The organism is Mesorhizobium sp. M0514 (genome assembly GCF_040321145.1).
Taxonomy (GTDB): Bacteria; Pseudomonadota; Alphaproteobacteria; order Rhizobiales; family Rhizobiaceae; genus Mesorhizobium.
In genome coordinates this window covers 13,293-36,360 of the sequence record NZ_JAMYQZ010000065.1, presented here as the reverse complement: position 1 = coordinate 36,360, position 23,068 = coordinate 13,293, and the positions used below count along the sequence as shown (strand labels likewise).

Here is a 23,068-nt window from a genome sequence, read left to right as displayed (position 1 = left end):
GTCGACCAGATGCACGGTGGTGCCGAAATTCTGGAGATCGCCGGAGGCCAGCGCCCAGTAGCCGCCATTCATGCCGCGGTATTTGGGCGCGATGCCGGCGTGATAGTTGAGCACCGGGCAGGGCATTTGCGCCAGCGTCTGCCGGGACAAGAGCCGGCAGCCGGCGAGCAGCACCACGCCCGGGCGGATGTCGGCGATCGCCTGCAGGCAATCGGCTGCGTTGGCGGAGGAGACGTGGATGATCTTTTGTCCCGGCTTCGGCTCGGTCTCAAGCTTCTGATCGGCGATGAGCCGCTCTGCGTGGCCAGCGAAGAAGCGCTTGCCGAGCCTCGTCAACACCATCGTGCCGAGTTGGCCGATGGCCGAAAACAAGCCCTGGCGGCGCGCCCGGCCGAGCAGCAATTGTTTTTTGGATTCAGGGCTTTCGAGGATGACGCTGACAGGACCGAACTGGTCGGCGATGGCGTTGACGATGGCCCAGATGTGCGGCCCGCCTTCGGTGACGATGACGATCGCAGCACTTTTTTCAACCGCTGATGCCATGGCGCGCTTTCTTGCCGGCGCGCAGCCATTTGCCGTGCGCTGCCCGGCTCAATTCTGTGCCGGGCGAGGTTAAATCTTGATGACCGCCCGGCCAGCGAGAGACCAACGGATCAGCGCTTGAACTCGATGATGTCGAGTTTCGATTCGTAGTAGGGCGCCGGGAATTCGATGCGCCATTCATTGGCGCTGGTGCGGAAGGCATAGCCGACCTGGTCGCTTTCCGGGCCGCTGCCATAGGGTTTTGGCTTGTTGTCATTGACATAACCGGAGCCGAGATAGATCGCGCGTTTTTCGCTATCGTCGAAGAAACGGCCCTTAGTGCGTTGCGAGCCGCTGACCTTTTCCAGCTGCCAGCCGGAGCCATCGTCCGTGACCTTGCACTTGAACCAGCCATAGATGACCAGCGGGCCGGTCAGGCCCACCTTGATGGTTCGGCATTGCCAGTTGCCGCTCAGGTCCTTGTCGGAAAAGGCCACTATCGGCTTTGCCAGCAGCGCGTCGAGTTGGCTGACCTCAGCCGGGTCTCCCGCTTTTGCCTCGGCCAGCGCCGCCTTGCGGGTCTCGCCATATTTGTCGAGGCGAACCTTGTCGGCAGGCGTGATGATCTTCTGCACCTCGCCGTCGGCGCGAGCGGGCAAGGCGAAACAGAGCAGGCAAACGGCGGCGAGCAGGACGCGAGCGGTCATCGGTGGTATCCATGTTGGCGCGGCTGGAGCAGCCGATTCTATCTTCCAGCGCACAACTTACCCATTCGCGGCGGCCTGTCATCCGTGCTTAAACAGCGGTATGTTCCGCGGGAGGTGCGCGTGGGGGTTACAATCCATTTTGAGGGACAACTGCGCGGAGAGGAACAATATCTTGCGCTGTTGCAGGAAGTTGAAGCGCTTGCCATCGCTCGAGACTGGCGATTTCGGCCGATAGACGAGGCCGAAATGGTTCTCAACCGGGTCATCGACGAACGCAGCGTTGACTATATCGGCCCGGTCTTGGGGATAGAATGCCTGCCGCATCCCAAGTCGGATCGCCTAAGGTTCGAGTTCGACAGGGACCTCTTCATGCAGCAATATTGCAAGACCCAGTTTGCGGGGTCGGAGGCGCATATCGAGATCATCGAGTTGCTTCGCAAAGTTGCTCCTTTTTTCGACAAGTTCGACGTCTTCGATGAAGGCGAGTACTGGGAACTGGGCGACCGCACAATTCTGCAGGTCAATCTCGACACAGTCGACGCTCTGCTTGCAGAGGCTTTGCGCAAGGATCCAACTGCAAGAGGGCCGATCCGGTTAGACAACGGCCGCGTTGTCGATTTCGTGTCGGATCCGCAACCGGAGAGCAAATAATCCGAAAGTCGGGCGCCTAACGCACTTCTTCTGGATGTGCCGCCACCCGCGCCAATTCAGTCGTCAGGTCGCCATAGCCGGTCGAGCGGCGCTCATAGGCGAGGCCAAGCATCTTCGCGGCCTTCTCGGCGACCTTGTCGAGTTCCGGATCGTCGGTCTGGGCGATGTAGATCAGCTTTTGGTAGTTGCCGAAATAGTCCTTGATCAGCTCCGGGTGCTTGTCGAGGCCGAGCGGCTTCATGAAGAAGGCGTCGAACTGGCGGCACAGGAAATCGGTCATGTAGAACGACATCATGTCGTCGTCGGCGACCTTCGCATAGGCGTCCATGCCCTGGTAGAAGGCAAAGCAGTGCGGCCCGGCCATGCGCTCGACGCCGTGCTTCTCCAGGACCCGGTCGAGCATGCCGCCGGTACCGCAATCGGCATAGCCAACGAAGATGTTGCTATAGCCTTCCGCCTTGGCCTTTTCGATCGCCTTGTCCATCGCCGGTGCGATGCGGTCGGGGTAGAAATGGAACTCCGCCGGCAGGCAGGTCAGGTCGAGATGGTCGAGCTTGAGCTGCTCCTTGACGGCCAAAACTTCGCGCGCAATCATTCCACAGGCGATGACCAGCAGCCTGTCGTCCTGATTCGGTTTCGTTTTTTGCATTCTGGCCATGGAACCCGGTCGAAGCGGCCTTCGTTGCTGTGGGGCGAATCTATCGAGAGAGGGATAAACCGTCCATGAAACTGTTACGCGTTACGCCGATTGCAATCCTTGCCTGCGTCCTGGCGCTTACGGCCTGTGCCAACACCGTCCGTGGTGTCGGCCGGGATATCAAATCGACTGCGAAAGCCGTCGACGACACCGTCACCAAACCCTGACGCAGCCATCCGTTCCAATAGCTGGAACAAAAAAGCCGCGCTGCAAGGCGCGGCTTTCGATTGTGGCCCAGACGCCTTGCGTAACAGATCAGGCTGAAGCGCGCACGTTATGCTTGCGCTTCATGAAGTCCTTGGCGGTCTCGACCGCCACAGCCGCGTCGCGGCAATAGGCATCGGCGCCGACGGCCTTGCCGAATTCCTCGTTTAGCGGCGCGCCGCCGACCAGGACGACATAGTCGTCGCGGATGCCCTTTTCCTTCATCGTGTCGATGACGACCTTCATGTAAGGCATGGTCGTGGTCAAAAGCGCCGACATGCCGATAATGTCGGGCTGGTGCTGCTCGATGGCGTCGAGGTATTTTTCCACCGCATTGTTGATGCCGAGATCGATGACGTCGAAGCCGGCACCTTCCATCATCATGCCGACGAGGTTCTTGCCGATGTCGTGGATGTCGCCCTTGACGGTGCCGATCACCATCTTGCCCTGCTTCGGCGCGCCGGTGGCGGCCAGCAGCGGGCGCAGGATGAACATGCCGGCTTTCATCGCGTTGGCCGACAGCAGCACCTCGGGAACGAACAGGATGCCGTCGCGAAAGTCCTCGCCGACGATGCGCATGCCTTCGACCAGAGCTTCGGTCAGCACCTTGTAGGGCACCCAGCCGCGCTCGAGCAGGATGTTGGTGCCTTCCTCGATCTCTTCCTTCAGCCCGTCATAGAGATCGTCGTGCATCTGCTGCACCAACTCGTCGTCGGAAAGCTCGGAGAGGATGATCTCGTCGTCGGCCATTTTTCTCGGGCTCCTTGCCGCGCGGATGCGATCACGGCGGCTTAAAATAATCGCGTCAATACCTAACCCGGCGGGGGCAGGTATCCATAGCTGATTTGCGACTTCCCGCAAAAGGAAAGCGACCGCAAATCTATTGGAATTCTTGTCGATTTTGCGACAGGCGTTGGCGCTGGCGGGCCGTTTCGAATAGGGTGCATGGCTACGATCCGGGCGAGAAGCCGCCTACGCGGCCGCAAACGGTTTTTAGGGAAAAACGATCATGAGTGAAAACGCGTCAGTCGACCAGGAAGCGTCCAATGCGCGACGTGGACGTGCTGCCAGCGGCGGCGCGGCTGCAAGGCGGGCGGCGCGCTCGGGCGGCGGACCGGGCACCCAGCTCACCTATATCAAGCGCAAGATCAACATCTATGAGGTCCTCAACGAGGAAGGCCTGGCGATTATCGAAAACAACACCGATACGGTGCTGGAAGAGATCGGCATCATCTTTCGCGACGACGCCGAGGCGCTGCAGCTTTGGAAAGAGGCGGGCGCCGACGTCAAGGGCGAGCGCGTGCATTTTCCCAAGGGCCTCTGCCGCTCGCTGCTGGAGACCGCGCCGCCCATCTACACCCAGCATGCGCGCAACGCCGAACGTTCGGTGCAGATCGGCGGCAACGCCACGGTCTTCGCGCCGGTCTATGGTCCGCCCTTCGTGCGCGATCTCGACGGTGTCAGGCGCTACGCGACGATCGAGGATTTCCGGAATTTCGTGAAGCTCGCCTATATGGCGCCGTCGATTCACCATTCGGGCGGCACGGTGTGCGAGCCGGTCGACGTGCCGGTCAACAAACGCCATCTCGACATGATCTACAGCCACATCAAATATTCGGACAAACCGTTCATGGGTTCGGTGACGGCGCCAGAGCGGGCCGAAGACACCGTCGCCATGGCCAAGATCGTGTTCGGCGACGATTTCGTCGAAAACAACACCGTGCTGACCAGCCTGATCAACGCCAATTCGCCGATGGTGTTCGACGAAACCATGCTGGGCGCGCTGAAGGTTTATTCGCGTCACAACCAGGCTTGCATCGTCACGCCGTTCATCCTTGCCGGCGCGATGAGCCCGGTCACGGTGGCCGGCACGCTGACGCAGGTTCTGGCAGAGGTGCTGGCCGGCGCCTCTTTCACGCAGTTGATCCGTCCCGGCGCGCCGGTGCTGTTCGGCACCTTCGCCTCGTCGATCTCCATGCAGTCTGGTGCGCCGACCTTCGGCACACCGGAGCCGTCGCTGGTTTCCTACGGCGCCGCACAGCTTGCCCGCCGGCTCGGTCTGCCGTTCCGCACCGGCGGCTCGCTCTGCGCCTCCAAGGTTCCGGATGCGCAGGCCGCCTATGAGAGCGCCAACACGCTCAACTCGACCATTCTTGCCGGCACCAATTTCGTCCTGCATTCGGCCGGCTGGCTCGAAGGCGGACTGGCGTCCTGCTACGAGAAATTCATGATGGACATCGACCAGCTCGGCATGACGCAAAAGTTTTCCGAAGGCGTCGACCTGTCGGAAAACGGCCAGGCGATGGACGCCATCCGCCAGGTCGGCCCGGGCAGCCACTATCTCGGCTGCGACCACACCCAGGCCAATTTCCAGACCGCCTTCTACCGCTCCAGCATCGCCGACAACAATTCCTACGAGCAGTGGCTGGCCGAGGGCGAGAAGACAGCGCCGCAGCGCGCCAACGAACTCGCCCGCCGCTGGCTGGAGACCTATGAGGCGCCGTATCTCGATCCGGGCATCGACGACGGGCTGAAGGACTACATCGCGACGAAGAAGGCGTCGATGGCTGACGCCTTCACCTGAAAGGAGCCCGAGTCAGGCGGGGCTAAAGTCGCCAACATCATCCACAAGGAAGTCTGGCGGAGCGCTTTCTCCGACCCGGACAAGAAGGGATGATTGCGCGGCGCCGGGCTGACGAGATAGCGGCCGCGCTTTCCGCTGACGGCCTCATCCTGCGCGGTGGCTTCAATTTCGCAACAAGCGAAACGCCGCCGCATGGCCCTTCAGTTGCCCCCGCCAAATCCGTGCTGTTGGTCGGGCAGGCGGGAGCGGCACCCTGGCCGCATTTCCTGCGCTGGCGCGACCGGCAACCGCAAACCATTGCTAATCCGCTCGACACATGGTCGCGCGAAGTGATCGGTGCGGTGGCGGAGAAATTCGGCGCGCGCGCCGTTTCGCCTTCGGACAGACCTTATCTGCCGTTCCAGCAATGGGCGATGCGAGCGGAGGGGCTGAGACCGTCGCCGCTGGGCATCCTGATGCATCCGCAGTACGGGCTCTGGCATGCCTATCGCGGCGCGTTGCTGTTCGAGGATGAGATCGCGCTTCCTGAACGTCGCGAAGCGATTCACCTTTGCGAGGCCTGTGTCGCAAAACCTTGCCTGAAATCCTGTCCGGTTGACGCCTATTCCGCGGATGGTTTCGCTCATCAGGCTTGCCTGGCGCATGTGCGGGGATCGAAGGGCGAACCATGCCGCGGCGGCGGCTGCCTCGACCGCAACGCCTGTCCGTATGGCACGGCCCATCGCTATCCGCCTGAGGTTCAGGCCTTTCACATGACGGCGTTTGCTGGCCTGTAGCCGGGTCGAAAGCCCGCACAAAGTGTTGAACGGGATTGTCAGGGAACGGCTTGCCCTGACAATGCCTGCTTATATGTATCACACGACAATCAACGGGGCGCGCCATGGCGAAGCAGGACATTGAGATAAAAACCGAGGACGGCGTAGCGAAAGCCGGGCTGTTCCGTTCGGCGACCGCTTCCCCGTCCAGGGCCGGTGTCATTCTCTATATGGACGCCTTCGGTCCGCGACCGGCGCTCGACGCAATGGCGGAGCGGCTGGCCGGCGAGGGCTGTGCGGTGCTGGTGCCGGATCTTTTCTATCGCAACGCACCCTACGGGCCGTTCGAGCCCAAGACCGCTTTCGTCGTCGAGGAGACCAAGGTCGCGCTGACGGCGTTGGTCCACGGCACGACACAGGACATGACCATCCGCGACAGCAGGGCGTTCCTCGACACGCTTACCGCTGAAGGTGTCACCGGACCGGTCGGTGTCGTCGGTTACTGCATGGGCGGGGCGCGGGCCTTGAATGCGGCTGCAACCTATCCCGATCACATCGTGGCGGCGGCAAGCTTCCATGGCGGCAATCTGGCCAGCGATGCCGCCGACAGTCCGCACCGCAAGGCTGCAATGATCAAGGCGCGGGTCTATGTCGGAACGTCTGGGGTGGACCGCAGCTTTCCGCCGGAGCAGTCGGCGCGACTGGCCGAGGCGCTGCGCGTGGCGGAAGTCGACCACGTCATCGAAAACTATGCCGGCATGGCGCATGGCTGGTGTGTGTCGGATCACAGCGTGTTCAACGCGGCCGGCGCCGAACGTCATTGGAAGCGATTGACGACGCTGTTCGCCGAGACGCTGATCTAACGAGGCGTTGCCTGAAGTCGCAACGAACGGGTAGAGACTGCACGATTGGCGCGGCCTGTTAAAACAGCGCCAGTCGAGCGGGAACGAACAGCCTGATGCAATCCTATGATGTCGTGGTGATCGGCGCCGGTGCGGCCGGAATGATGTGCGCCATCGAGGCCGGCAAGCGCGGCCGCTCGGTCCTGGTGCTCGATCACGCGGCAAAGCCCGGCGAGAAGATCCGCATCTCCGGCGGTGGCCGCTGCAACTTCACCAACATCCATGCGAGCCCGAAGAATTTCATCTCCGGCAATCCGCATTTCTGCATTTCGGCGCTCAGCCGCTACACGCAAGGCGACTTCATCGCGCTCGTCGAACGCCACGGCATTGCCTATCACGAGAAGACGCTGGGACAGCTGTTTTGCGACGGCTCGGCGCGCCAGGTCATCGACATGCTGGTTTCCGACATGCAGGATTGGGGTGTGGAACTGGCGTTGTCGACCGAGGTGAGGAACGTCAGCAAGACCGCGGACGGGTTTGTGCTGACGCTCTCCGCTGGCAGCGTCGCTTGCAGCTCGTTGGTCGTGGCTTGCGGGGGCAAGTCGATCCCCAAAATGGGCGCGTCCGGTTTCGGCTACGAGCTTGCGGCGCAATTCGGCCTTGCGGTGGTGGAAACACGGCCGGCGCTGGTGCCGCTTACCTTCGACGCAAGAACGCTGGAGCGGCTGGCGCCTTTGGCCGGCAATGCCGTCGATGCCGAAGTCGCCTGCGGCAAGACGCGGTTTTCAGAAGCGATGCTGTTTACGCATCGCGGCTTGAGCGGGCCTTCCATCCTGCAAATATCGTCCTATTGGCGCGAGGGCGACGAGATCCGCATCGCCATGCTGCCGGGGAGGGATGTGGCGGAACTGCTTCGCGCCGCCCGGCGCGTCAACGGCAGGCAAGCGGTGCAGACGGTGCTTGCAAACCATTTGCCGAAGCGCCTTGCGCAAGCGGTCGCCGAGCGTAGCGGGATCGATGGCAATCTCGCCGATTTGACAGACCTGCAAATGAAAACCGTCGAAGCCGCTGTCAACGACTGGCGCATCAAGCCGGCCGGCTCCGAGGGTTACCGCACGGCGGAAGTGACCCTTGGCGGTGTGGATACCAACGGGCTCGATCAGAAGACGATGCAGGCGAAATCCGTGCCGGGGCTGTTTTTCATCGGCGAAGTCGTCGATGTCACCGGCTGGCTGGGCGGCTATAATTTTCAGTGGGCTTGGTCGTCCGGCTGGGCCTCGGGCCAGGTGTGCTGATATTCAGGTGAGGCCGGCCTGCAAACGACGGCTTTCTGTGCTTCCGGTGCTCGCGTACAAAAGTACGCTCCGCTCCGGTTCTCGAAATCCATCGTTTTCGGCTCGGCCTGACCTGAATCTCAGCGCACCTGTTGCGCGTGCATCCGTCGCCTCGGAAAAAAATCTTTCCATAACCCCAAGGATTGGCCATTAGCCTTCGTCCAACAGGCAAATGATGGCGATGATGCTGGATGAAAGCGAAGCCTCCGACGCCGAATTGATCGGGCGGGCGAAGGGCGGAGACAGGGGTGCCTTCGGCAAATTGCTGGAGCGGCACTACGACTTCGTCTATCGCGCCGCCTATCGCTGGTGCGGAAAGAAGGCCGATGCCGAAGACATCGCCCAGGAGGTCTGTGTCCGTCTCGGCAAGGCGATCCGCGACTACCGCGGCGGCGGCGCGTTCACGACATGGCTCTATTCCGTGACGCTGAACGCGGCGCGCGACATGATGCGCAAGACGACGCGCGAAAACGTCAAGACCGAGGCTTTCGGCGCCTACAGCATGATATCGGGAGAGGCATCCGCCGAGCCCGAAGATCCGACTGAGGCGCTCTGGGCAGCGGTGCGGCAACTGCCGAACAAGCAGCGCGATGCAGTACTTCTGGTCTATGGCGAAGGGTTGAGCCATGCGGCCGCCGCCGAGGCGATGGCAATCTCGGAGACGACGGTTTCCTGGCACATCCATGAAGCGAAGAAACGGCTGAAAACGCTCATGCGTTCGGCCGGGGAAGTGTGACCATGGTCGACGACAACGAACTCAACAGGCTGCGCGACGCAGCAGTACCGGCGCCGGGCGAGAGCGCGAAGACACGCGCCTTCGAAGCCGCCATGCGTGCTTATGATCAGCAAAATATTTCTGTCGTCACCCAAGGATCGGTAGGCGGGCTTCGTCTCACAGAGCGAGCACAAAAGCTCTGGAGCGAGATCATGCAAAAGAAACTCATCGCCACGCCAGCCATTGCCGGGCTCGTCGCCCTGCCAATCGCCGGATACGCCACCTTCCACATGCTGAGGGAACAGCCGTTGCCGTTCGGTAGCGACGAGAAGATCACTGAGACGCTGGCCGACAAGCCGGCAACCAAAGGGCCGGCGATCAACGCGCCGGTAAAAGACAAGCAGGCGCCTGAAGGCGACAAGAAGGCCGACGCCGATGTGCGAAGCCGCGACACCACCACGCCGCTCACGCCACCCGCGCCGCCGAAGCCCGAATCGACCGTTGCTGTCGCCCCTGCGCAGCAGGATGCGCTGGGGCGCGGCGTGTTGGCCGAGCCTGCGCCAGTTGAGAGCCGCGAGTTTTCGCTTGACGGCACCGCTGCCCCGGCCGGCGGCGCGCGGGTCGACCGCATGGCCGGCGCGACCGAATCCAAGTACCTGGCGCAGCCTTCGACGATGCCGGCCGACCAGATAGCGCCGCAGGAGCCAAACCGCGACCGCGTCGAGGATTTCAAGACCAATCCGGTGCATGCAGCGCTTCAGGATCCGGTCTCGACCTTCTCGATCGACGTCGACACCGCTTCCTATTCCTTCGTCCGCGGCTCGCTGAAGCAGGGCTATCTGCCGCAGGCCGACACGGTGCGCGTCGAGGAGATGGTCAATTACTTCCCCTATGACTGGAAGGGTCCGGACACGGCTTCGACGCCGTTCAATTCGACCGTCAGCGTCATGCCGACGCCGTGGAACGGGCACACCAAGCTGATGCACGTCGCCATCAAGGGCTTCGACATCAAGCCGGTCGAGCAGCCCAAGGCCAATCTGGTGTTCCTGATCGACGTCTCGGGTTCGATGGACGAGCCTGACAAGCTGCCGCTGCTCAAGTCGGCTTTCCGGCTGCTGGTCAGCAAGCTCAAGGCGGACGACACCATCTCGATCGTCACCTATGCCGGTGACGCCGGCACCGTGCTGATGCCGACCAAGGTTACCGAGAAGGACAAGATCCTCAACGCCATCGACAATCTGTCGCCCGGCGGCTCGACGGCCGGCGAGGCGGGCATCAAGGAAGCCTACAAGCTTGCCCAGCAGTCCTTCGTCAAGGATGGCATCAACCGTGTGATGCTGGCCACGGACGGCGACTTCAATGTCGGCCAGGCCGATGACGACGATCTGAAGCGGCTGATCGAGCAGGAGCGCAAGACCGGCGTCTTCCTGTCGGTGTTCGGCTTTGGACGCGGCAATCTGAACGACCAGATGATGCAGACCATCGCCCAGAACGGCAACGGCACCGCCGCCTATATCGATACGCTGGCCGAGGCCGAGAAGGTTCTGGTCGAGGATGCCTCCTCGACGCTGTTCACCATCGCCAAGGACGTCAAGATCCAGGTCGAGTTCAATCCGGACAAGGTCTCGGAATACCGGCTGATCGGCTATGAAACCCGCGCCTTGAACCGCGAGGACTTCAACAATGATCGCGTCGATGCCGGCGATATCGGCTCCGGTCATTCGGTGACCGCCATCTACGAGATCACGCCGAAGGGCAGTGGCGGCGAGCAGATGGATCCGCTGCGCTACGGCCAGGCAACGGTCAACAATGGCGGCGTCGCCAATGCCGACGAATATGCCTTTGTGAAAATCCGCTACAAGCTGCCGAACGAAGACGTCTCGAAGCTGATCACCACGCCGGTGACCTCGGCCAACGAGGTCGCGTCCTTCGACCAGGCCAGCACCGACCAGCGTTTCTCCGTCGCTGTCGCCGCCTTCGGCCAGAAGCTGCGCGACGAGGATGCGACCGCGAAGTTCGGCTACGACAAGATCATGGAGATTGCCACCGCCGCCCGAGGAGCCGACCCGTTTGGGTACAGGTCCGAGTTCCTTTCGCTTGTGCGCCTTGCCTCGGCGCTGGGCGGTAACCGGTAGTGGCAATACAGCCGGTTCCTTTCAGACGGGGGTCGTTCTGATACGGGGAACCGACTACGGGCGGGTGAGGCAGGCCGGCGGGGGAAACCCTGCCGGCCTTTTTTTCGGATCGATTGATCCGAAGCGCACAGATGATCCGCCTGATCGTTAAATTGCGCGGCTTTTCCGGAACGTCATCGCAATGCCCTGCTATTATTGCACGGGGGTCGGGACTGGGCTTGGGGAGCCGGGAATTGCAGATATGAACATTGGAAACACGACGCCGGCGGTGAGACACACGCAGGCGTCGGGAACGCTGTCGCCAGAATCCAGGCGCATCATGGATGACGTCGACGCAGCCTGGAATACCGCAAAGTCGGCGCTGACCAATGACCGCTTTCGCGTCATGCTGGAGCAGATCGGCAATCCGCAGTCGTCGGGTGACCTGGTGACGATGAATGAAAGCGCCGACAGCACCGCCCTGGATTTCACGACGGCGCTATCGCGTTACGCTGAAAACAGCGAATAAGTTCGATATCAGGCTCGGCTGCGGCGGCGTTCGCGGCGGGCTTCGCTGGTCTCGGCGGTGTTTTCCGTCGCCACCTTGTTGCGCATCGGACCGATGCGCTCGACGATCCCCGCGACGGTCGGGCGTTCGGATTTGGTGTGCGCGTCGAGCGCCTTGCGCATGGCGGCAAGGTGCTGGAACGACGTGCCGCAGCAGCCACCGATGATCTTCGCGCCGCCATCCACCGCCAGCCGGACATAGTCGGCCATCAGCTCCGGCGTGCCGGAATAATGGATCTCGGTGCCACGAAATTCGGGAATGCCGCAATTGCCCTTGACGATCACCGTCGCTTCCGGCTTCGCCTCGGTCATGTCGAGCAGCGAGGCCAGGATGTCGGAGGCGCCGACACCGCAATTGGCGCCGACACCGAGCGGCGTCTCTGAAAGTCCGTCGACGACGCCGTGGATATCCCTGGGCAGCAGGCCCATCATGGTGCGGCCGGCAGTGTCGAACGAACCGGTATAGGTGTAGGGCAGGCCGACGCGGATGGCGGCCTCCGCCGCGGCGCGGATTTCGTCCGGCGCAGACATGGTCTCGATCCAGGCGACTTCGGCGCCACCTTCCTTGAGACCCTCGATCTGTTCGGCAAAAGCCTCGACCGCTTCGTCATAGGTCATGGCGCCGAGCGGCACCAGCAACTCGCCGGTCGGACCGACCGAGCCGGCGACGATGACTTTCCTGCCGGCCTTGTCGGCGACCGCGCGGGCAATCTCGGCGGCGCGCTTGTTCAGCGCATGCACGCGGTCCTGCGCATGGTGCAGCTTCAGCCGGTGGCGCGTGCCGCCGAACGAGTTGGTGAGAATGATATCGGCGCCGGCGTCGACGAAATTCTGGTGCAGGCTCGTGATGGTGTCGGGCGCTGCCTCGTTCAGCAACTCCGGCGCTTCGCCGGCCTCCAGACCCATGGCGAACAGATTGGTGCCGGTGGCGCCATCGGCGAGCAGCACGCCCTTTTCGGCCAGCAGAGCATCGATGGGATTGTTCGCGGTCATCGGATCGACTTTCAGATATTTGAATGGAATAAGGATATAAAGAAGTCTTTATGTCCAGTCAATGTGTTTGCGACCTGCAATTGCCGCGCGGCGCACCTTTCCGGGGCGTTGGGGATCAGGCAGAACCCGATGGAAATGACGCGCCGGCCAGATTGCGCGCGTAGGCGGCGGCCTCATGCGGGTTGATGTCGGCGGCGCGGATCAGATTGTCGAAATGCTGGGTCAGCGCCTGTACCGGCTGGGTGGCGTTCAGCACCACATACATGTCGCCGACATAGATGGCGGCGCGGTAGGGACCGAAGATTGTCAGCGGGATCGAATAGCGCATGCGGCCGTCATAGAGGAACAGGCGGAAGGTGGGGTAGAGATCGTCAAGCAGCGTCGCCATATGGGCAAGCTGCTGCCGGCGGTCAGCCTCGGGAAAGCGGTCCCAGACGCCCAGGCCGCGGGCGAAAATCTCCAGTGTGTGGCGCGGCATGCAGACCTCCATGTCGGTCTCAGGGCGCCGGTTGTACTCGATGCGGTACTGCGTCTCGCTGGCCTGCGCCAGACGGCTGCGGTTGGTGATGTTGGCTTCGTAGTCGACCAGCTGGCGTGTGCGCAGGAGATCGGGAATGCCGGCCGGCACATAGCGGATCTTGGTGCCTGCGGCCTCGGCGAACCATTTGGCGAGCAGCGTGCGGTCGAAGCCGTCGGGCGCCTCTTCGATCTCCAGGCTTTCGCGGATTTCGCCGGTGACGCCTTCATCCTGGGAGAGGCCGAGCAGCCAGTCCAGCGAGATCTTGAATTCGGCGGCGATGTTGAGCAGCGTTTCGGCACGTGGCAGGCGCGTCGAGGCGCCGGACATCAGTTGCGACAGCGCCGACCGGTCGATGCCGACTGCTGACGCGAAAGCCGACTGGTTGAGATCGGACCGTGTCAGGAGCAGCTTCAGGCGCTCCCGGAAGATTGCCGAAAGGTCCCGTTTGTCCACTGTTCGTTCTCCGCACTCTCTTAGGAAAAATTTGCGCCCGAGCCGTCGAATCAGCACTTCCAGCGTAAATGAATCCGTAGGGTTGTTTACAATGCATAACATCTGCGGTCAAAAATGCGCAATCGCAACATTTTGTACACTTTGTCTCGTTGAGCGGAATCGCTTCTCCTGACACTATGCTGTCAGGAACAATTCCGGCGACTGAGGGACAGTGGTCGATAGCATGACAGGCAAGCGCATCAAGCGACGCGACGCAGCGGCCATCGAGTGGCCGACCGTGGTCCTCGCTTTCTTCTGTTACGGAATGTGGCTCGCTGCCGGGCTCCTGCTCTGGCCCTCTTATCCGACCCCGGCACTTCTTCTCCTCGGCTTCATCCTGGCCTTGCAGTCGTCGATCATGCACGAAGTGCTGCATGGCCATCCGACGCGCAGCGCGCTCATCAACGAAGCCTTCGTCTTCCTGCCGATCGGCCTGGTCTGGCCGTTCCGTCGCTTCAAGACGCTCCATTTGCGCCACCACGCCGACGAGCGCCTGACCGATCCGCTCGACGATCCCGAGAGCTATTACCAGGCGTTGTGGATGCATGACGATCTGCCGCCGACGATGAAATTCCTGCTCAAGATCAACAACACCATGGCCGGCCGTTTCTTTCTCGGCCCCTGGCTGTCCTGCATCGGTTTCTTCGTCGACGACGCCAGGCATGTGATTGCCGGCGACAAGGTGATCGGCAAGGCATGGCTGCTGCATGCGATCGGCCTCGCCATCGTGGTGCCGATCGTGCAGTTCGGCTTCGGCATTCCGGTATGGCTCTACATTCTGGTGCCGGTCTGGCTCGGCCAGTCGCTGATCGCGGTCCGGACTTTCGCCGAACATCAGTGGTCCGAGCACCCTGAAGGACGCACGGTGATCATCGAGCGCTCGCCGCTGTCGTTCCTGTTCCTCAACAACAATCTGCACTTCGTTCACCACAAGACCCCGACCGTTGCCTGGTACAGGCTGCCAAAACTGTTTGCCGACCGCCGCGACGAGTGGCTGCGGATGAACAATGGCTACGCCTATCCGAACTATTTCGCACTGATCAAAGCCTACGCCTTCAAGGCCAAGGAGCCGATCGTGCACCCGGTGCTGCGCCGCCAGCCCGAGCCGGGCAGGGCGTTCAAGCCGCGCATCAGGGCGCGCAGCATCAGCGGGCTTGGCAGCGCGCCGGTTCCGGCCGAGCCGCCGAAGGAATAATCCCCGGACTTCCCGAACCCGTGTCGGCCAATTCTGATTGGACGCCGCGTTTTTGCGATCCTTCCCCGAGCCATGATGATTGAGTGTCGGCATGAGTGATTTGGTTGCGGCATTGCCGATGTACGATGGGACGTAAGGCCCGGAATTGCGCCATTCCAAAGGCCTAGTTGTACTTTTGTCGTACTGAATTCGATGCGCAGTGGAACCTATCCCCCCTCACATAGATTGAGTCTCGTGACGGCGGAGCATTTGTTTGTCCCTCAATAGGCAATGCCGGGCTTCGTGCCCTAATTCGCCGTCACGCCTCACACAAAGAAAAACCCCGCCGGAGCGGGGTTCTGTCGTTAACGCGGCGTGTTGACGGCTAGACTACTAGGCTGGAAGCGATTTCTGGCGTGAGCAAACAGTCGCTCCAGTCGGGATGATCGTCGGCCATCGCGACCAAGCTATCCGCCAGGATCATCCTGTCCCTGCACGGATCCACATCCATGAGCGAGCGCACTCCGTAAATCTCGCGCCCCTTGGTCGTTCTAACCCGCCCCATAACTAGCGACGGTAAGCTTTGGTCGCGATGGGTTACGAACTCGCCCAGCCTGAAGCGCCAGGAGACGACAGGTTGTTCGGCGACGATAGCAATAGCGTTCATTTCAGTTCTCCAGTTTGGCCTCTCCAGGCCCTGCCAGGGATGGTCCGGCTGCCGGGGGAGAGAGGCGACTGGAGATCGCTGGCAAGCTTTTAGGCGCTTTAGCCTTGGACATGGCTTGCCACCCCGGCCAAGAGGATCTTGGTCCGCCGCTGCTTCGACCGTTTTTGCAGATAACCCCTTACCCTTGCCGCAAAGCATGGAGGAGAATCGGACGGGTTGCAAGAACCTTACAATATTTATTTTTGTACTCTGAAACGATAAGGCGCGTTCGCCTAATAAAGCAAGGCGAAAGCGCCTTAACTGTCAATACGGCTTATGCGAAAGCGCCTAATCTTTACTTGTGAGAATCCATATGGACTCCAACGTTGTTCTGTGGAATCCATGTGTGCCTGAGCGAGGGAGGATGCCACCCCATGAAACACGACCATATCTTCGATGATATCGCCCAAGCCCTCACAGAGCCCCGCCAGGACGTATGGCGCCCTGTCCGCGCCTTTGCCCTCGACCTGGCCGGCAAGCTGTTCCTGGGCCTTGCTATCGGCCTAGGTGTTGGCTTTGGAATGGCGATCGCGGGTTAGATCGCGTCCGGTGAACTATGGCATTAGCACCCGCTAAATAACGGGGTATATCTGTGGTCTTGGGCTAGGCTTCGGCCCCCAACATGACCGCGCCGTATGGTTAAGCCGGGAATTATGATGATTCCGCAGAGACTTAGCTGTAAAGACAACCAAGCCCAAAGCATCCAAAGGTTAACGGTTCGTTAAACGATAGTTGACTCCTCCCGGTTTTGAGGAAGAGGATCAGCATCGGGACCGGGGGATGAGCACCTACAGGGGCACCTTTGTCCGGGTAAATAGAGTAAACAGGGGTTCAAACAATGACGAAATTTCTCAAGCAGTTCCGCGACGACGAAAGTGGCGCCGCGATGGTCGAATATTCAATCCTGGTCGGCATCATTGCAGCGGCGTCGCTGCTCGCGATCCTGGCCATCGGCGGCTGGGTCGGCGATCAGTTCACCGGTCTTTGCGCAAATCTTGACGGCAAAGGCGTTGACGCTGCCGGCACCGGCACTGGCGGTTGCACGCCGTAAAGAACAAACGCGCCGCCGTCGATTGAACCCGAACGGCGCGTTGCCTGCGCGGACTTGCTGGGTTTAGCTTCCCCATCAATTTGCATAGGCGATAGAGAAGGGTCGGCGTTCGTCGCGCCGGCCCTTTTCCTTTAGAGCCAGCTTGCCGCGCACACCCGCTTCACATTGCTGGTGGCAGCAGAGAAGCCAGCATCGTTCCTACGATTGCTCTTCTCAGCCCGAAGCCGACCATCGCCAGCTTGCCCTGCTGGGACAGCCGAGAGAAGTCCGGCGTGTAGCGGAACGTGTTTGCGGCGGTGAAGGCGAGGTGGTCGGGCAATCATACCGACAACCCCGGCAGATAGGCGTCGTCCCGCGGCGGCAGCAGGTAGAACTTGCGGATGAAGGTGTTGTTGTTGCTCCCATAACCCTCGGTTGGGTCACCGCCGAACGAAGCCGTTGCCATTGGGTTCATCGAGATCGGCGCGACCACCTGGGTAACGACATCGCTGCCGTCGCAGGACATGCTGATGAAGGCGTCGGTCCTGGTCACCGCGATCTTGTGGACGCCTGGGCCATGCGAGGTGTTAATCTCAACGTTCCGGGTGTTGTTGCTCGCCTCGTGCGTGTCAACACGCAGGCCGGTGAAAGCGGTGCTGCGCTCAATGACTATCGTGTGATTGTCATCGACATCGGCCAGATACAGCAGATAGGTGGCGCCATCCGTGGTCAGCTCCTCCCACTCGATCACGACCGTCCAGTACATCGTGAGCAGATCGGCCAGGCAATCGCCGATCGCAGAGACGACACCGTCGGCTTCCTCCAACGGGATCTCAAGACCGCTGGCGCCGACACGCTCAGGTTTGTCGATGACATCGACGGCCGCCGCGGTTGACCCGTGAACGGTGTAGGTCTCAGCCAGAAAGTCGAGTGCGTCAAGAGCGCCGACTGCGGGGTCGATAGGATCAGGATCATCTGGATCTGGATCGGGGTCGCCGCCCCAGTCGGGACCATCGAAGGTAAGTTCTTCGGGCGTGTAGCCGGCCAGAGACATGATCTTGGTGAGCATCCACCTGAGGCTGACCGAGCCAGGAATGGTGTTCGGCTGCCTGTGAACCGTCCACACATATTCGCCAAGTGCGCTCATCCAGAGCGATCGGCCCTGGTCGGCGATCAGGTATGAAAATTCGCCAACGGTAAACCGTGGCACCACTTCATCGGCGAAGGTGGAAATCGTCTTTGCCTGGATATCCAGCGTGATAATTTCATAAGCGGGCTCGTCGGGATCGCCGTCGGACCAGAGCATCATCACGAAGCCAGGCAGGCTGATTAGGCGGTTGTGCAAGCGGGGCAGTGTGAAGACCGAATTGAAGCCCATCTTGGCCGTGTCGAATGTATCGATCACCGACCCGTCTTCAGGGTCGATGTAGAGCCATCGATTGATCGAGCCGTCCAGAGCGGCGCCGACCACAAGATAGCCGGTTGCCGGGTCGAACCAGAGCACGCTTGCCGACAAGCCGGACAGGCCAGTGAGCGAGTGCAGCAGCGTCGAGGTCCAGGCATCACCGTTGAAGCGCATCTCGTAAATGTCTGCATCGCCCGTAAAGCTCGACGTTGCGGTGAAGAATGACGTGAACTCAGTGGTCACCCTGCCGTTGACAACCAGATACCTAGCCGGGATGCCTTCAGGATCGACTTCGAAAGTTCCCTCGGCGGGATCAAAGATGCCGGTGACTCCCATGCCGGCATCGAAATTATGGCCAATAAATACCCAAAGTTGACCGAATTGCTGCACCGTCAGCCAGATCATATTGGCGGTATCGATTTGAGACGCGATGAGGTGTCCATTCGCCGAATCGTAGATCCCGGATAGACGAGGCGTCGCCTCCGCGCCGTACAACTGGATCAAGAGCAAACCGGTGCCCGCCATCGCAATCGGAATGGTCAGCTGAGAATCGTTGACATCCCGGCCGACGGCATAGGGTCCGGAGCCTTCAAGCGGCACCCGATAGCGCTCCTGAAGTGTGTCGATGTCCAGCACCGCAAGATAGATTTGAGTGAGGCTAGGAATATCGGTCGGGTCGAAGATCTGATAAATGACGCCTTCGGCCGGATCATAGGCCGAACCATTCGGGAAGGCGTTCAGAATTCCGCTTGGTGCCTCACCCGTCCACGCGATATCGCCGCCTGTGCCCGTCTCCGTTGCCGCGTTGGAAATCACTGCCTTGACGGTCGGTGGGCTGGTTGCTGAAAATCCGTCGAGATAGACCATGGCAAAGTTCTGCCATGCCCCGGCATTGGTGCCGATGACAGCCTTCGTGATCGGGTCGGCTTCGGTCTGCGTGCCCCCATAAAAGCGGAACGTGGTCGATGCTCCGAAACCTTTCTCGGCGTCGAAGACCACCTCGTCGTTGACCTTGAGTTGCACAAGCTTGTAACCGTCCCCGAAGGGATCGTAGGCCAGCAGATAGCCCATGGATGCGACCTGGCTGGCGCCCTGGATGGGCACCAACGCGACGCGGGAGAACGGGTCATTGTTCAGCCAGCCCGTGCCGCCGACATCGCCAAGGCCCTGTAGGGATGTCAGTTTGACCTGCGTGTACCCTGATATGTTGGTGACCGTGGCCGCCCCGCCGATAACAGGGATGCCATCGACCGGATAGGTTCCGACAACGATCGGGATCTGCCGGCCAAGGACCGATGAAAAAGAAAAAGGTGCAGCAGAAGAAACCGGGTCGGGCTGCTTTGTCGTCTGCTCTGAGCCCCATCCACCCCAAGACGACCCTACGTTCGAGGAACCGGGCGTTGCAAACCAGACCATCAGGCGGCTCCCTGCAGCCGCAGAAAGCGCTGATCGCCGTCCGGTGTCCAGACAGCGAAAGCCCTATGCATCGCCACGATATCGGTTCGCTGGATTGTCGCCGTTGCCATGGGATTGAGCGTCATCACGGTGATACTGGCCTCGTCCTGTGTGAGCAAAATCTTCATCATGCAGGCTTCGCCGCGCGCCACTCGATGGCCGATGCTGTCGCCTTCGGTGCCGTCCGAAAAGCGGCCGGGCGCCAGCCAGAGCGCGACGATATCGCCCTCCCTGGGCTCCTCAATTGCTGAAACCGACCACAAGGAGCCGGCTAACAACGGCCCCAAGCAATTGCCGGTGCTTTGCACCTTGTAGGTATGCGGGAAAGACCGATTATCGACCATTGAGTGACCTCAAGCCATCGCGCACAGCCATGGAGACTTGGCGACGCAGTTCCGCGGCACTTTCCTTGTTCACCTGCGCACCGGCTTGCACATTTACCGACATGTTGATCTCAATCGGCCTCTGGCCGCCGGAAGAGGATGAACCGCCGTCACGCCTGTCCTCGAACTGATCGGGACGAGCGATGATGACCTTCTCTTTCGGGTTCTTGAAGAACTCGACGTGCTGCGAGTCGCTGCTGTCGATGCCCCCCGTCGCGTAGCCGTAGACAGCCCGATGGGCGATCTGCTGCGGCGTAGCGCCTAGCCCTTGTGCGCCGTAGCCAATATTGCCGCTGCCGACGATGCCTGCGGCTTGGAAGTTCGACTTTGCCGTCGCGAGCGCTTTCAAGTAAGCGGCATATTGTGGGTCGCGCTCTGTGCCGCCCGATGCAGACGATCCGCCACCGGACGACGATCCGCCAATCCCAGAGCCGCCACCCGACGTCTTGATGTCATCGAGCAGCTGAGCCGTCTTCTTGGTGTTCACCGCGGTATCGGTAATCGCAGCGGTTAGCTTGTCCTGGTCAGCCGTCGTCTGCGATGTTGTGGCCAGAGCCATTGATTGCGCGTGCGGAATAACCGTCCCTGCCGACTGCGGCAGGACGAGTTCCGGACCCTTTTCTCCGACCCAATAAGGTGTGTTGGGCGAGATTGGACCGCCTGCCGCGCGCTGCGGGTACATGGCGTTAACCTGCGCAAGCACCCTTGGGTCTTGATAGGTCTTGGGCTGCGTGTAGCCCCACGAGTTCGTTGAGGTGTTGAAGATTGGTGTCGAGGAGACCGCCGGACCATTTGACGAATAGCGCGTGACGCCTACGCCGGTAGTGCCGCCGCCCGATGACTTAGGCACATCGTAGGTCGACTGCGTTCCGGTGCCGACTTGACGCGTGACCACCGTGACGGTGATTGTCTTGTCACGCAGAGCGTTGACCGCCGCGCCCAACTGGTGAACTTTTCCAGTGTCGGTGTCCAACATCATGCGGGCACGGACTAACGAGTCGATAAACCTGTCGACGGCTTCAACGCCCAGACCACCATCGACCAGGGTTTTGCGCAGCAGGTCGACGCCGGATGCCACATCGCTGGCTTTGGCGTTGCCGGTGCTCATCGCGTCGAAGAGTCTGTTGATGATGCCGACGGTATTTCCTAGCGCGGCGTTGGCGCCGTCGATGTTACGAACATCGCCAAAGAATGCAGTGATATTCTCCTGGCTACCAGCCGTAGCGACGGCCTCCTTCAGCGTGGCAACTTCCGCAGTGGTGTCGCGGAACTGCTTGGTGAGATCGAGCATGCTCTGCGCCTGTTCGCGCCGCATTCTCTGGATAGCCTGGCCTGCTTGTTCGAACTGGCCGACGACGCCTTGGATGGAACCGCCGAGTGAGCGCGTAACCCCGAAGCCATCAGAGGCGCCACTGTCGATTGTGCCGAACAGCCTGGCAATTGTGGCATCCGCGGTGCCAGCATCGCGGTTGATATCCTTGAAACCAGCAGCGACTTCCGCCAGCGACTTGGTGGCCTTCTGGTTGTCGACGGCGATGGCCTTTGCTTCAAGGCCAGCCGGAATCGTCGCGGCTACTTTTGCAGCCTGCGCTGCGGTGTCCTGCAGGCCTTTCGCAAAGTCGTGAGCGTTCTTCGAGAGCGTCGGATCCAGGCGAATCCTGCCGAGTTCGCTCTGCAGATCAACCGCATCGATCACACCGCTCTTGAGTTCCTTGGAAAGCTCGGCAAATCTCTGAAGCCCAGCCTTACCGATACGGGCGAAATCGCCATCGCCGGTGTCCAACAGGTCCAACTGCCGTCGGGTATCATTCATCAATTTGTCGAGCGTCTTACGTGCATCGGCAACGTTGTCGGCGGTGTCGGCAGCGATGACGGACTTAGGCATCTGAGACGCCTGGTCTTCGTACTTCTTTGCCGCAGCCGCAGCGGCCGGATAAGCCGCCGCAATCTCGTCAATCAGCGCCTTGTGGTTTTTCAGCACTTCGTCGGCGGACATGACGTCCTGGCGCGCGGCCAAGGCATAGGCGCCGATCGCAACGCCGGCTAGTCCGGCAGCGGTCACGATGCCGCCAAGCGGTGTCGCGACGAAGTTGAGTATTCCGGCGCCAACCGCCTTCAGCGAGCCAAGCGCACCTTGAGGACCGCTCTCCAGAGCATCGAAAATCTGCCCGGCCTGGCTGGCGAAAATCTGCATCGGCGGTGCGCCGAGCGCGAACATGGTGATGACGTCGTTGCCTTGCCTCGAGAGGTTTAGCATCTGGTTCGACGTTAGCTTGGCTGCAGTCCCCACGCTGGCGATATGGCTCACGCCGGCACGCGTAGAGGCGGAAACGGCATCGGTCTTCTGCCTGACAAGATCGAGAACTCTTGCCCTTTCAACCTCGTCGATACCGAGCTTGCGCGAGGCGGCATCGGCTGTGATCATCGCGCGTTCCATCTCTTGGGTCGCGCGATAGGCCGGGTCGGCGGACGCCTTCAGGCGATCCCATGCCTTGGCGGTTGAGGAGATGGAGCCGGCGGTGCCCGTCATGACGGTTGACTGCTTTTCCATCGCAACGTTCGCGGCGTTCGCCTGGTCGATCACCTTATCGACGGCGCTTTGTGCAGCCTTCATCGCCTTGACGTAGGTTGCTGACCCGACCTCGGCCTGCCTGGCATCGATGGTGAGTTCGGTAATGACGACTTCGTCAGCCATTAGCGGCACCCCTCCCGCGCTTCGGCTGGGCTAAACAATGCCATCGACCACTCCGGCACGATGATGGCCAGGGGCATGGGCTCCAGATCAGGAACGGCAGCCGCCGTGGCGAGCGCTTCCCGCGCCTCACGCTTCCGGCCGGCGCGGTACAAGTCATTGATTGAGCGGACCGTCATGCTTTGGTTGCGCAGCGTGTCGGCAACCGCGGTGACGATACCGTTCTGACTGGTCAGGATCCGCGCCAGTGCCTCCAACTCGTCAGCCATTCTTAGGGCGTGCGCGGCGATCTCGGCCGGCGTCATGTGTGTGTGCGCCTCAGCGAGCGTTTCGCTGGCGGACGCACGGCTATGCGGTCGCGCCGAGGCGCGTTGGTTGGTGGTCATGTTGTTGGGAGTCCTATTGAGAAGGGTGTCGACGTCTGTTCAGAGATTAATGCACATAGCCTGCGGCAGATGCAGGTCAGACAAGTCCGCCTCTTGGAGCGCATACCCCCTCGGGGCTGATTGAAAATTCTTCCTGAAGA

The 23,068-nt window shown here is 61.0% G+C and carries 24 protein-coding genes; 12 read left to right on the top strand and 12 right to left on the bottom strand.

The annotated features are described in order from the left end of the window. The coding region (locus tag NKI61_RS23445) for a formyltransferase family protein (protein WP_352841029.1) at positions 1 to 543 on the bottom strand (543 nt) is incomplete at its 3' end. A 110-nt stretch (positions 544 to 653) separates the two neighbouring features. Further along, on the bottom strand, positions 654 to 1,229 hold the full coding sequence (locus tag NKI61_RS23440; protein ID WP_023833837.1) for a DUF4893 domain-containing protein: 576 nt from the start codon (positions 1,227 to 1,229) through the stop codon (positions 654 to 656). Positions 1,230 to 1,313: 84 nt separating this feature from the next. On the opposite strand from NKI61_RS23440, the gene NKI61_RS23435 reads away from it, so the two are divergent. After that, on the top strand, positions 1,314 to 1,880 hold the full coding sequence (locus NKI61_RS23435; RefSeq protein WP_352841027.1) for a hypothetical protein: 567 nt from the start codon (positions 1,314 to 1,316) through the stop codon (positions 1,878 to 1,880). A gap of 16 nt (positions 1,881 to 1,896) precedes the next feature. Here the strand turns inward: NKI61_RS23435 and NKI61_RS23430 are convergent, their stop codons facing one another. Further along, positions 1,897 to 2,538, bottom strand: a complete 642-nt coding sequence (locus tag NKI61_RS23430) for a DUF1638 domain-containing protein (protein WP_023688116.1) — start codon at positions 2,536 to 2,538, stop codon at positions 1,897 to 1,899. A gap of 65 nt (positions 2,539 to 2,603) precedes the next feature. Between NKI61_RS23430 and NKI61_RS23425 the strand changes: the two genes are divergently transcribed. Continuing rightward, entirely contained in the window at positions 2,604 to 2,744 is a 141-nt protein-coding gene (locus tag NKI61_RS23425) for an EncA/B family entericidin (RefSeq protein ID WP_352841024.1), read from the top strand. Positions 2,745 to 2,832: 88 nt separating this feature from the next. Here NKI61_RS23425 and NKI61_RS23420 read toward each other — a convergent pair whose 3' ends face one another. Further along, positions 2,833 to 3,531: a cobalamin B12-binding domain-containing protein gene (locus tag NKI61_RS23420; RefSeq protein WP_023688118.1), complete on the bottom strand. Its 699-nt coding sequence runs from the start codon at positions 3,529 to 3,531 to the stop codon at positions 2,833 to 2,835. Between the two features lie 259 nt (positions 3,532 to 3,790). Here NKI61_RS23420 and NKI61_RS23415 point away from each other — a divergent pair, with 259 nt between their 5' ends. The 7 genes from NKI61_RS23415 to NKI61_RS23385 all read left to right on the top strand — a co-directional run bounded on the left by NKI61_RS23415 (position 3,791) and on the right by NKI61_RS23385 (position 11,654). After that, on the top strand, positions 3,791 to 5,365 hold the full coding sequence (locus NKI61_RS23415) for a trimethylamine methyltransferase family protein (protein WP_023818047.1): 1,575 nt from the start codon (positions 3,791 to 3,793) through the stop codon (positions 5,363 to 5,365). 89 nt (positions 5,366 to 5,454) lie between these two features. Further along, positions 5,455 to 6,141, top strand: coding sequence for a hypothetical protein (locus NKI61_RS23410; protein ID WP_023688119.1), 687 nt, complete (start codon positions 5,455 to 5,457; stop codon positions 6,139 to 6,141). A 104-nt stretch (positions 6,142 to 6,245) separates the two neighbouring features. After that, complete coding sequence (locus NKI61_RS23405; RefSeq protein WP_023688120.1) at positions 6,246 to 6,983, top strand: dienelactone hydrolase family protein; 738 nt, start codon at positions 6,246 to 6,248, stop codon at positions 6,981 to 6,983. Between the two features lie 95 nt (positions 6,984 to 7,078). Further along, the gene (locus tag NKI61_RS23400) at positions 7,079 to 8,257 is read left to right on the top strand and encodes a BaiN/RdsA family NAD(P)/FAD-dependent oxidoreductase (protein ID WP_352841021.1); all 1,179 of its coding nucleotides are present in this window, start codon (positions 7,079 to 7,081) and stop codon (positions 8,255 to 8,257) included. Positions 8,258 to 8,471: 214 nt separating this feature from the next. Next, positions 8,472 to 9,032, top strand: a complete 561-nt coding sequence (locus NKI61_RS23395) for an RNA polymerase sigma factor (protein ID WP_352841034.1) — start codon at positions 8,472 to 8,474, stop codon at positions 9,030 to 9,032. Positions 9,033 to 9,034: 2 nt separating this feature from the next. Further along, a complete protein-coding gene (locus NKI61_RS23390) occupies positions 9,035 to 11,146 on the top strand; it encodes a vWA domain-containing protein (RefSeq protein WP_352841019.1) in 2,112 nt (703 codons plus the stop codon). A gap of 241 nt (positions 11,147 to 11,387) precedes the next feature. Further along, positions 11,388 to 11,654 carry a hypothetical protein gene (locus tag NKI61_RS23385; RefSeq protein WP_352841017.1) on the top strand — a complete coding sequence of 89 codons (267 nt, stop codon included), beginning with the start codon at positions 11,388 to 11,390 and terminating at the stop codon, positions 11,652 to 11,654. Positions 11,655 to 11,662: 8 nt separating this feature from the next. On the opposite strand, the gene bmt is transcribed toward NKI61_RS23385, so the two are convergent. Both bmt and NKI61_RS23375 read right to left on the bottom strand, forming a co-directional pair. Then, on the bottom strand, positions 11,663 to 12,685 hold the full coding sequence (gene bmt, locus NKI61_RS23380; RefSeq protein WP_023733760.1) for a betaine--homocysteine S-methyltransferase: 1,023 nt from the start codon (positions 12,683 to 12,685) through the stop codon (positions 11,663 to 11,665). A 115-nt stretch (positions 12,686 to 12,800) separates the two neighbouring features. Then, positions 12,801 to 13,658: a helix-turn-helix domain-containing protein gene (locus NKI61_RS23375; RefSeq protein WP_023681768.1), complete on the bottom strand. Its 858-nt coding sequence runs from the start codon at positions 13,656 to 13,658 to the stop codon at positions 12,801 to 12,803. A 223-nt stretch (positions 13,659 to 13,881) separates the two neighbouring features. Here NKI61_RS23375 and NKI61_RS23370 point away from each other — a divergent pair, with 223 nt between their 5' ends. Further along, positions 13,882 to 14,892, top strand: coding sequence for a fatty acid desaturase (locus NKI61_RS23370; RefSeq protein ID WP_031197693.1), 1,011 nt, complete (start codon positions 13,882 to 13,884; stop codon positions 14,890 to 14,892). Between the two features lie 364 nt (positions 14,893 to 15,256). Here NKI61_RS23370 and NKI61_RS23365 read toward each other — a convergent pair whose 3' ends face one another. Continuing rightward, a complete protein-coding gene (locus NKI61_RS23365; RefSeq protein WP_352841014.1) occupies positions 15,257 to 15,538 on the bottom strand; it encodes a hypothetical protein in 282 nt (93 codons plus the stop codon). Between the two features lie 413 nt (positions 15,539 to 15,951). Between NKI61_RS23365 and NKI61_RS23360 the strand changes: the two genes are divergently transcribed. After that, entirely contained in the window at positions 15,952 to 16,116 is a 165-nt protein-coding gene (locus tag NKI61_RS23360) for a hypothetical protein (RefSeq protein WP_352841011.1), read from the top strand. A gap of 299 nt (positions 16,117 to 16,415) precedes the next feature. Continuing rightward, complete coding sequence (locus tag NKI61_RS23355) at positions 16,416 to 16,628, top strand: Flp family type IVb pilin (protein WP_352841009.1); 213 nt, start codon at positions 16,416 to 16,418, stop codon at positions 16,626 to 16,628. 160 nt (positions 16,629 to 16,788) lie between these two features. Here NKI61_RS23355 and NKI61_RS23350 read toward each other — a convergent pair whose 3' ends face one another. From NKI61_RS23350 to NKI61_RS23330, 5 genes are read right to left on the bottom strand one after another with little or no spacing between them, the layout of a single operon-like run. Then, positions 16,789 to 16,947, bottom strand: a complete 159-nt coding sequence (locus NKI61_RS23350; protein WP_352841006.1) for a hypothetical protein — start codon at positions 16,945 to 16,947, stop codon at positions 16,789 to 16,791. After that, on the bottom strand, positions 16,948 to 19,428 hold the full coding sequence (locus NKI61_RS23345) for a hypothetical protein (protein WP_352841003.1): 2,481 nt from the start codon (positions 19,426 to 19,428) through the stop codon (positions 16,948 to 16,950). Then, positions 19,428 to 19,775 carry a hypothetical protein gene (locus tag NKI61_RS23340; RefSeq protein ID WP_352841000.1) on the bottom strand — a complete coding sequence of 116 codons (348 nt, stop codon included), beginning with the start codon at positions 19,773 to 19,775 and terminating at the stop codon, positions 19,428 to 19,430. Before NKI61_RS23340 ends, NKI61_RS23345 begins: the two co-directional genes overlap by 1 nt. A 25-nt stretch (positions 19,776 to 19,800) precedes the next feature. Beyond that, positions 19,801 to 22,545: a phage tail length tape measure family protein gene (locus NKI61_RS23335; protein WP_352840997.1), complete on the bottom strand. Its 2,745-nt coding sequence runs from the start codon at positions 22,543 to 22,545 to the stop codon at positions 19,801 to 19,803. Then, complete coding sequence (locus tag NKI61_RS23330; RefSeq protein WP_352840994.1) at positions 22,545 to 22,928, bottom strand: hypothetical protein; 384 nt, start codon at positions 22,926 to 22,928, stop codon at positions 22,545 to 22,547. The genes NKI61_RS23335 and NKI61_RS23330 overlap by 1 nt, the downstream gene beginning before the upstream one ends. Positions 22,929 to 23,068: the final 140 nt, after the last annotated feature.

Coding starts and splice junctions, on each gene's coding strand:
- NKI61_RS23400 (WP_352841021.1), top strand. CDS start 7,079: ATGCAATCCTATGATGTCGTGGTGATCGGCGCCGGTGCGGCCGGAATG.
- NKI61_RS23335 (WP_352840997.1), bottom strand. CDS start 22,545: ATGGCTGACGAAGTCGTCATTACCGAACTCACCATCGATGCCAGGCAG.
- NKI61_RS23385 (WP_352841017.1), top strand. CDS start 11,388: ATGAACATTGGAAACACGACGCCGGCGGTGAGACACACGCAGGCGTCG.
- NKI61_RS23390 (WP_352841019.1), top strand. CDS start 9,035: ATGGTCGACGACAACGAACTCAACAGGCTGCGCGACGCAGCAGTACCG.
- NKI61_RS23395 (WP_352841034.1), top strand. CDS start 8,472: ATGGCGATGATGCTGGATGAAAGCGAAGCCTCCGACGCCGAATTGATC.
- NKI61_RS23355 (WP_352841009.1), top strand. CDS start 16,416: ATGACGAAATTTCTCAAGCAGTTCCGCGACGACGAAAGTGGCGCCGCG.
- NKI61_RS23405 (WP_023688120.1), top strand. CDS start 6,246: ATGGCGAAGCAGGACATTGAGATAAAAACCGAGGACGGCGTAGCGAAA.
- NKI61_RS23360 (WP_352841011.1), top strand. CDS start 15,952: ATGAAACACGACCATATCTTCGATGATATCGCCCAAGCCCTCACAGAG.
- NKI61_RS23330 (WP_352840994.1), bottom strand. CDS start 22,928: ATGACCACCAACCAACGCGCCTCGGCGCGACCGCATAGCCGTGCGTCC.
- NKI61_RS23420 (WP_023688118.1), bottom strand. CDS start 3,531: ATGGCCGACGACGAGATCATCCTCTCCGAGCTTTCCGACGACGAGTTG.
- NKI61_RS23370 (WP_031197693.1), top strand. CDS start 13,882: ATGACAGGCAAGCGCATCAAGCGACGCGACGCAGCGGCCATCGAGTGG.
- NKI61_RS23365 (WP_352841014.1), bottom strand. CDS start 15,538: ATGAACGCTATTGCTATCGTCGCCGAACAACCTGTCGTCTCCTGGCGC.
- NKI61_RS23440 (WP_023833837.1), bottom strand. CDS start 1,229: ATGACCGCTCGCGTCCTGCTCGCCGCCGTTTGCCTGCTCTGTTTCGCC.
- NKI61_RS23415 (WP_023818047.1), top strand. CDS start 3,791: ATGAGTGAAAACGCGTCAGTCGACCAGGAAGCGTCCAATGCGCGACGT.
- NKI61_RS23430 (WP_023688116.1), bottom strand. CDS start 2,538: ATGGCCAGAATGCAAAAAACGAAACCGAATCAGGACGACAGGCTGCTG.
- NKI61_RS23345 (WP_352841003.1), bottom strand. CDS start 19,428: ATGGTCTGGTTTGCAACGCCCGGTTCCTCGAACGTAGGGTCGTCTTGG.
- NKI61_RS23410 (WP_023688119.1), top strand. CDS start 5,455: ATGATTGCGCGGCGCCGGGCTGACGAGATAGCGGCCGCGCTTTCCGCT.
- bmt (WP_023733760.1), bottom strand. CDS start 12,685: ATGACCGCGAACAATCCCATCGATGCTCTGCTGGCCGAAAAGGGCGTG.
- NKI61_RS23425 (WP_352841024.1), top strand. CDS start 2,604: ATGAAACTGTTACGCGTTACGCCGATTGCAATCCTTGCCTGCGTCCTG.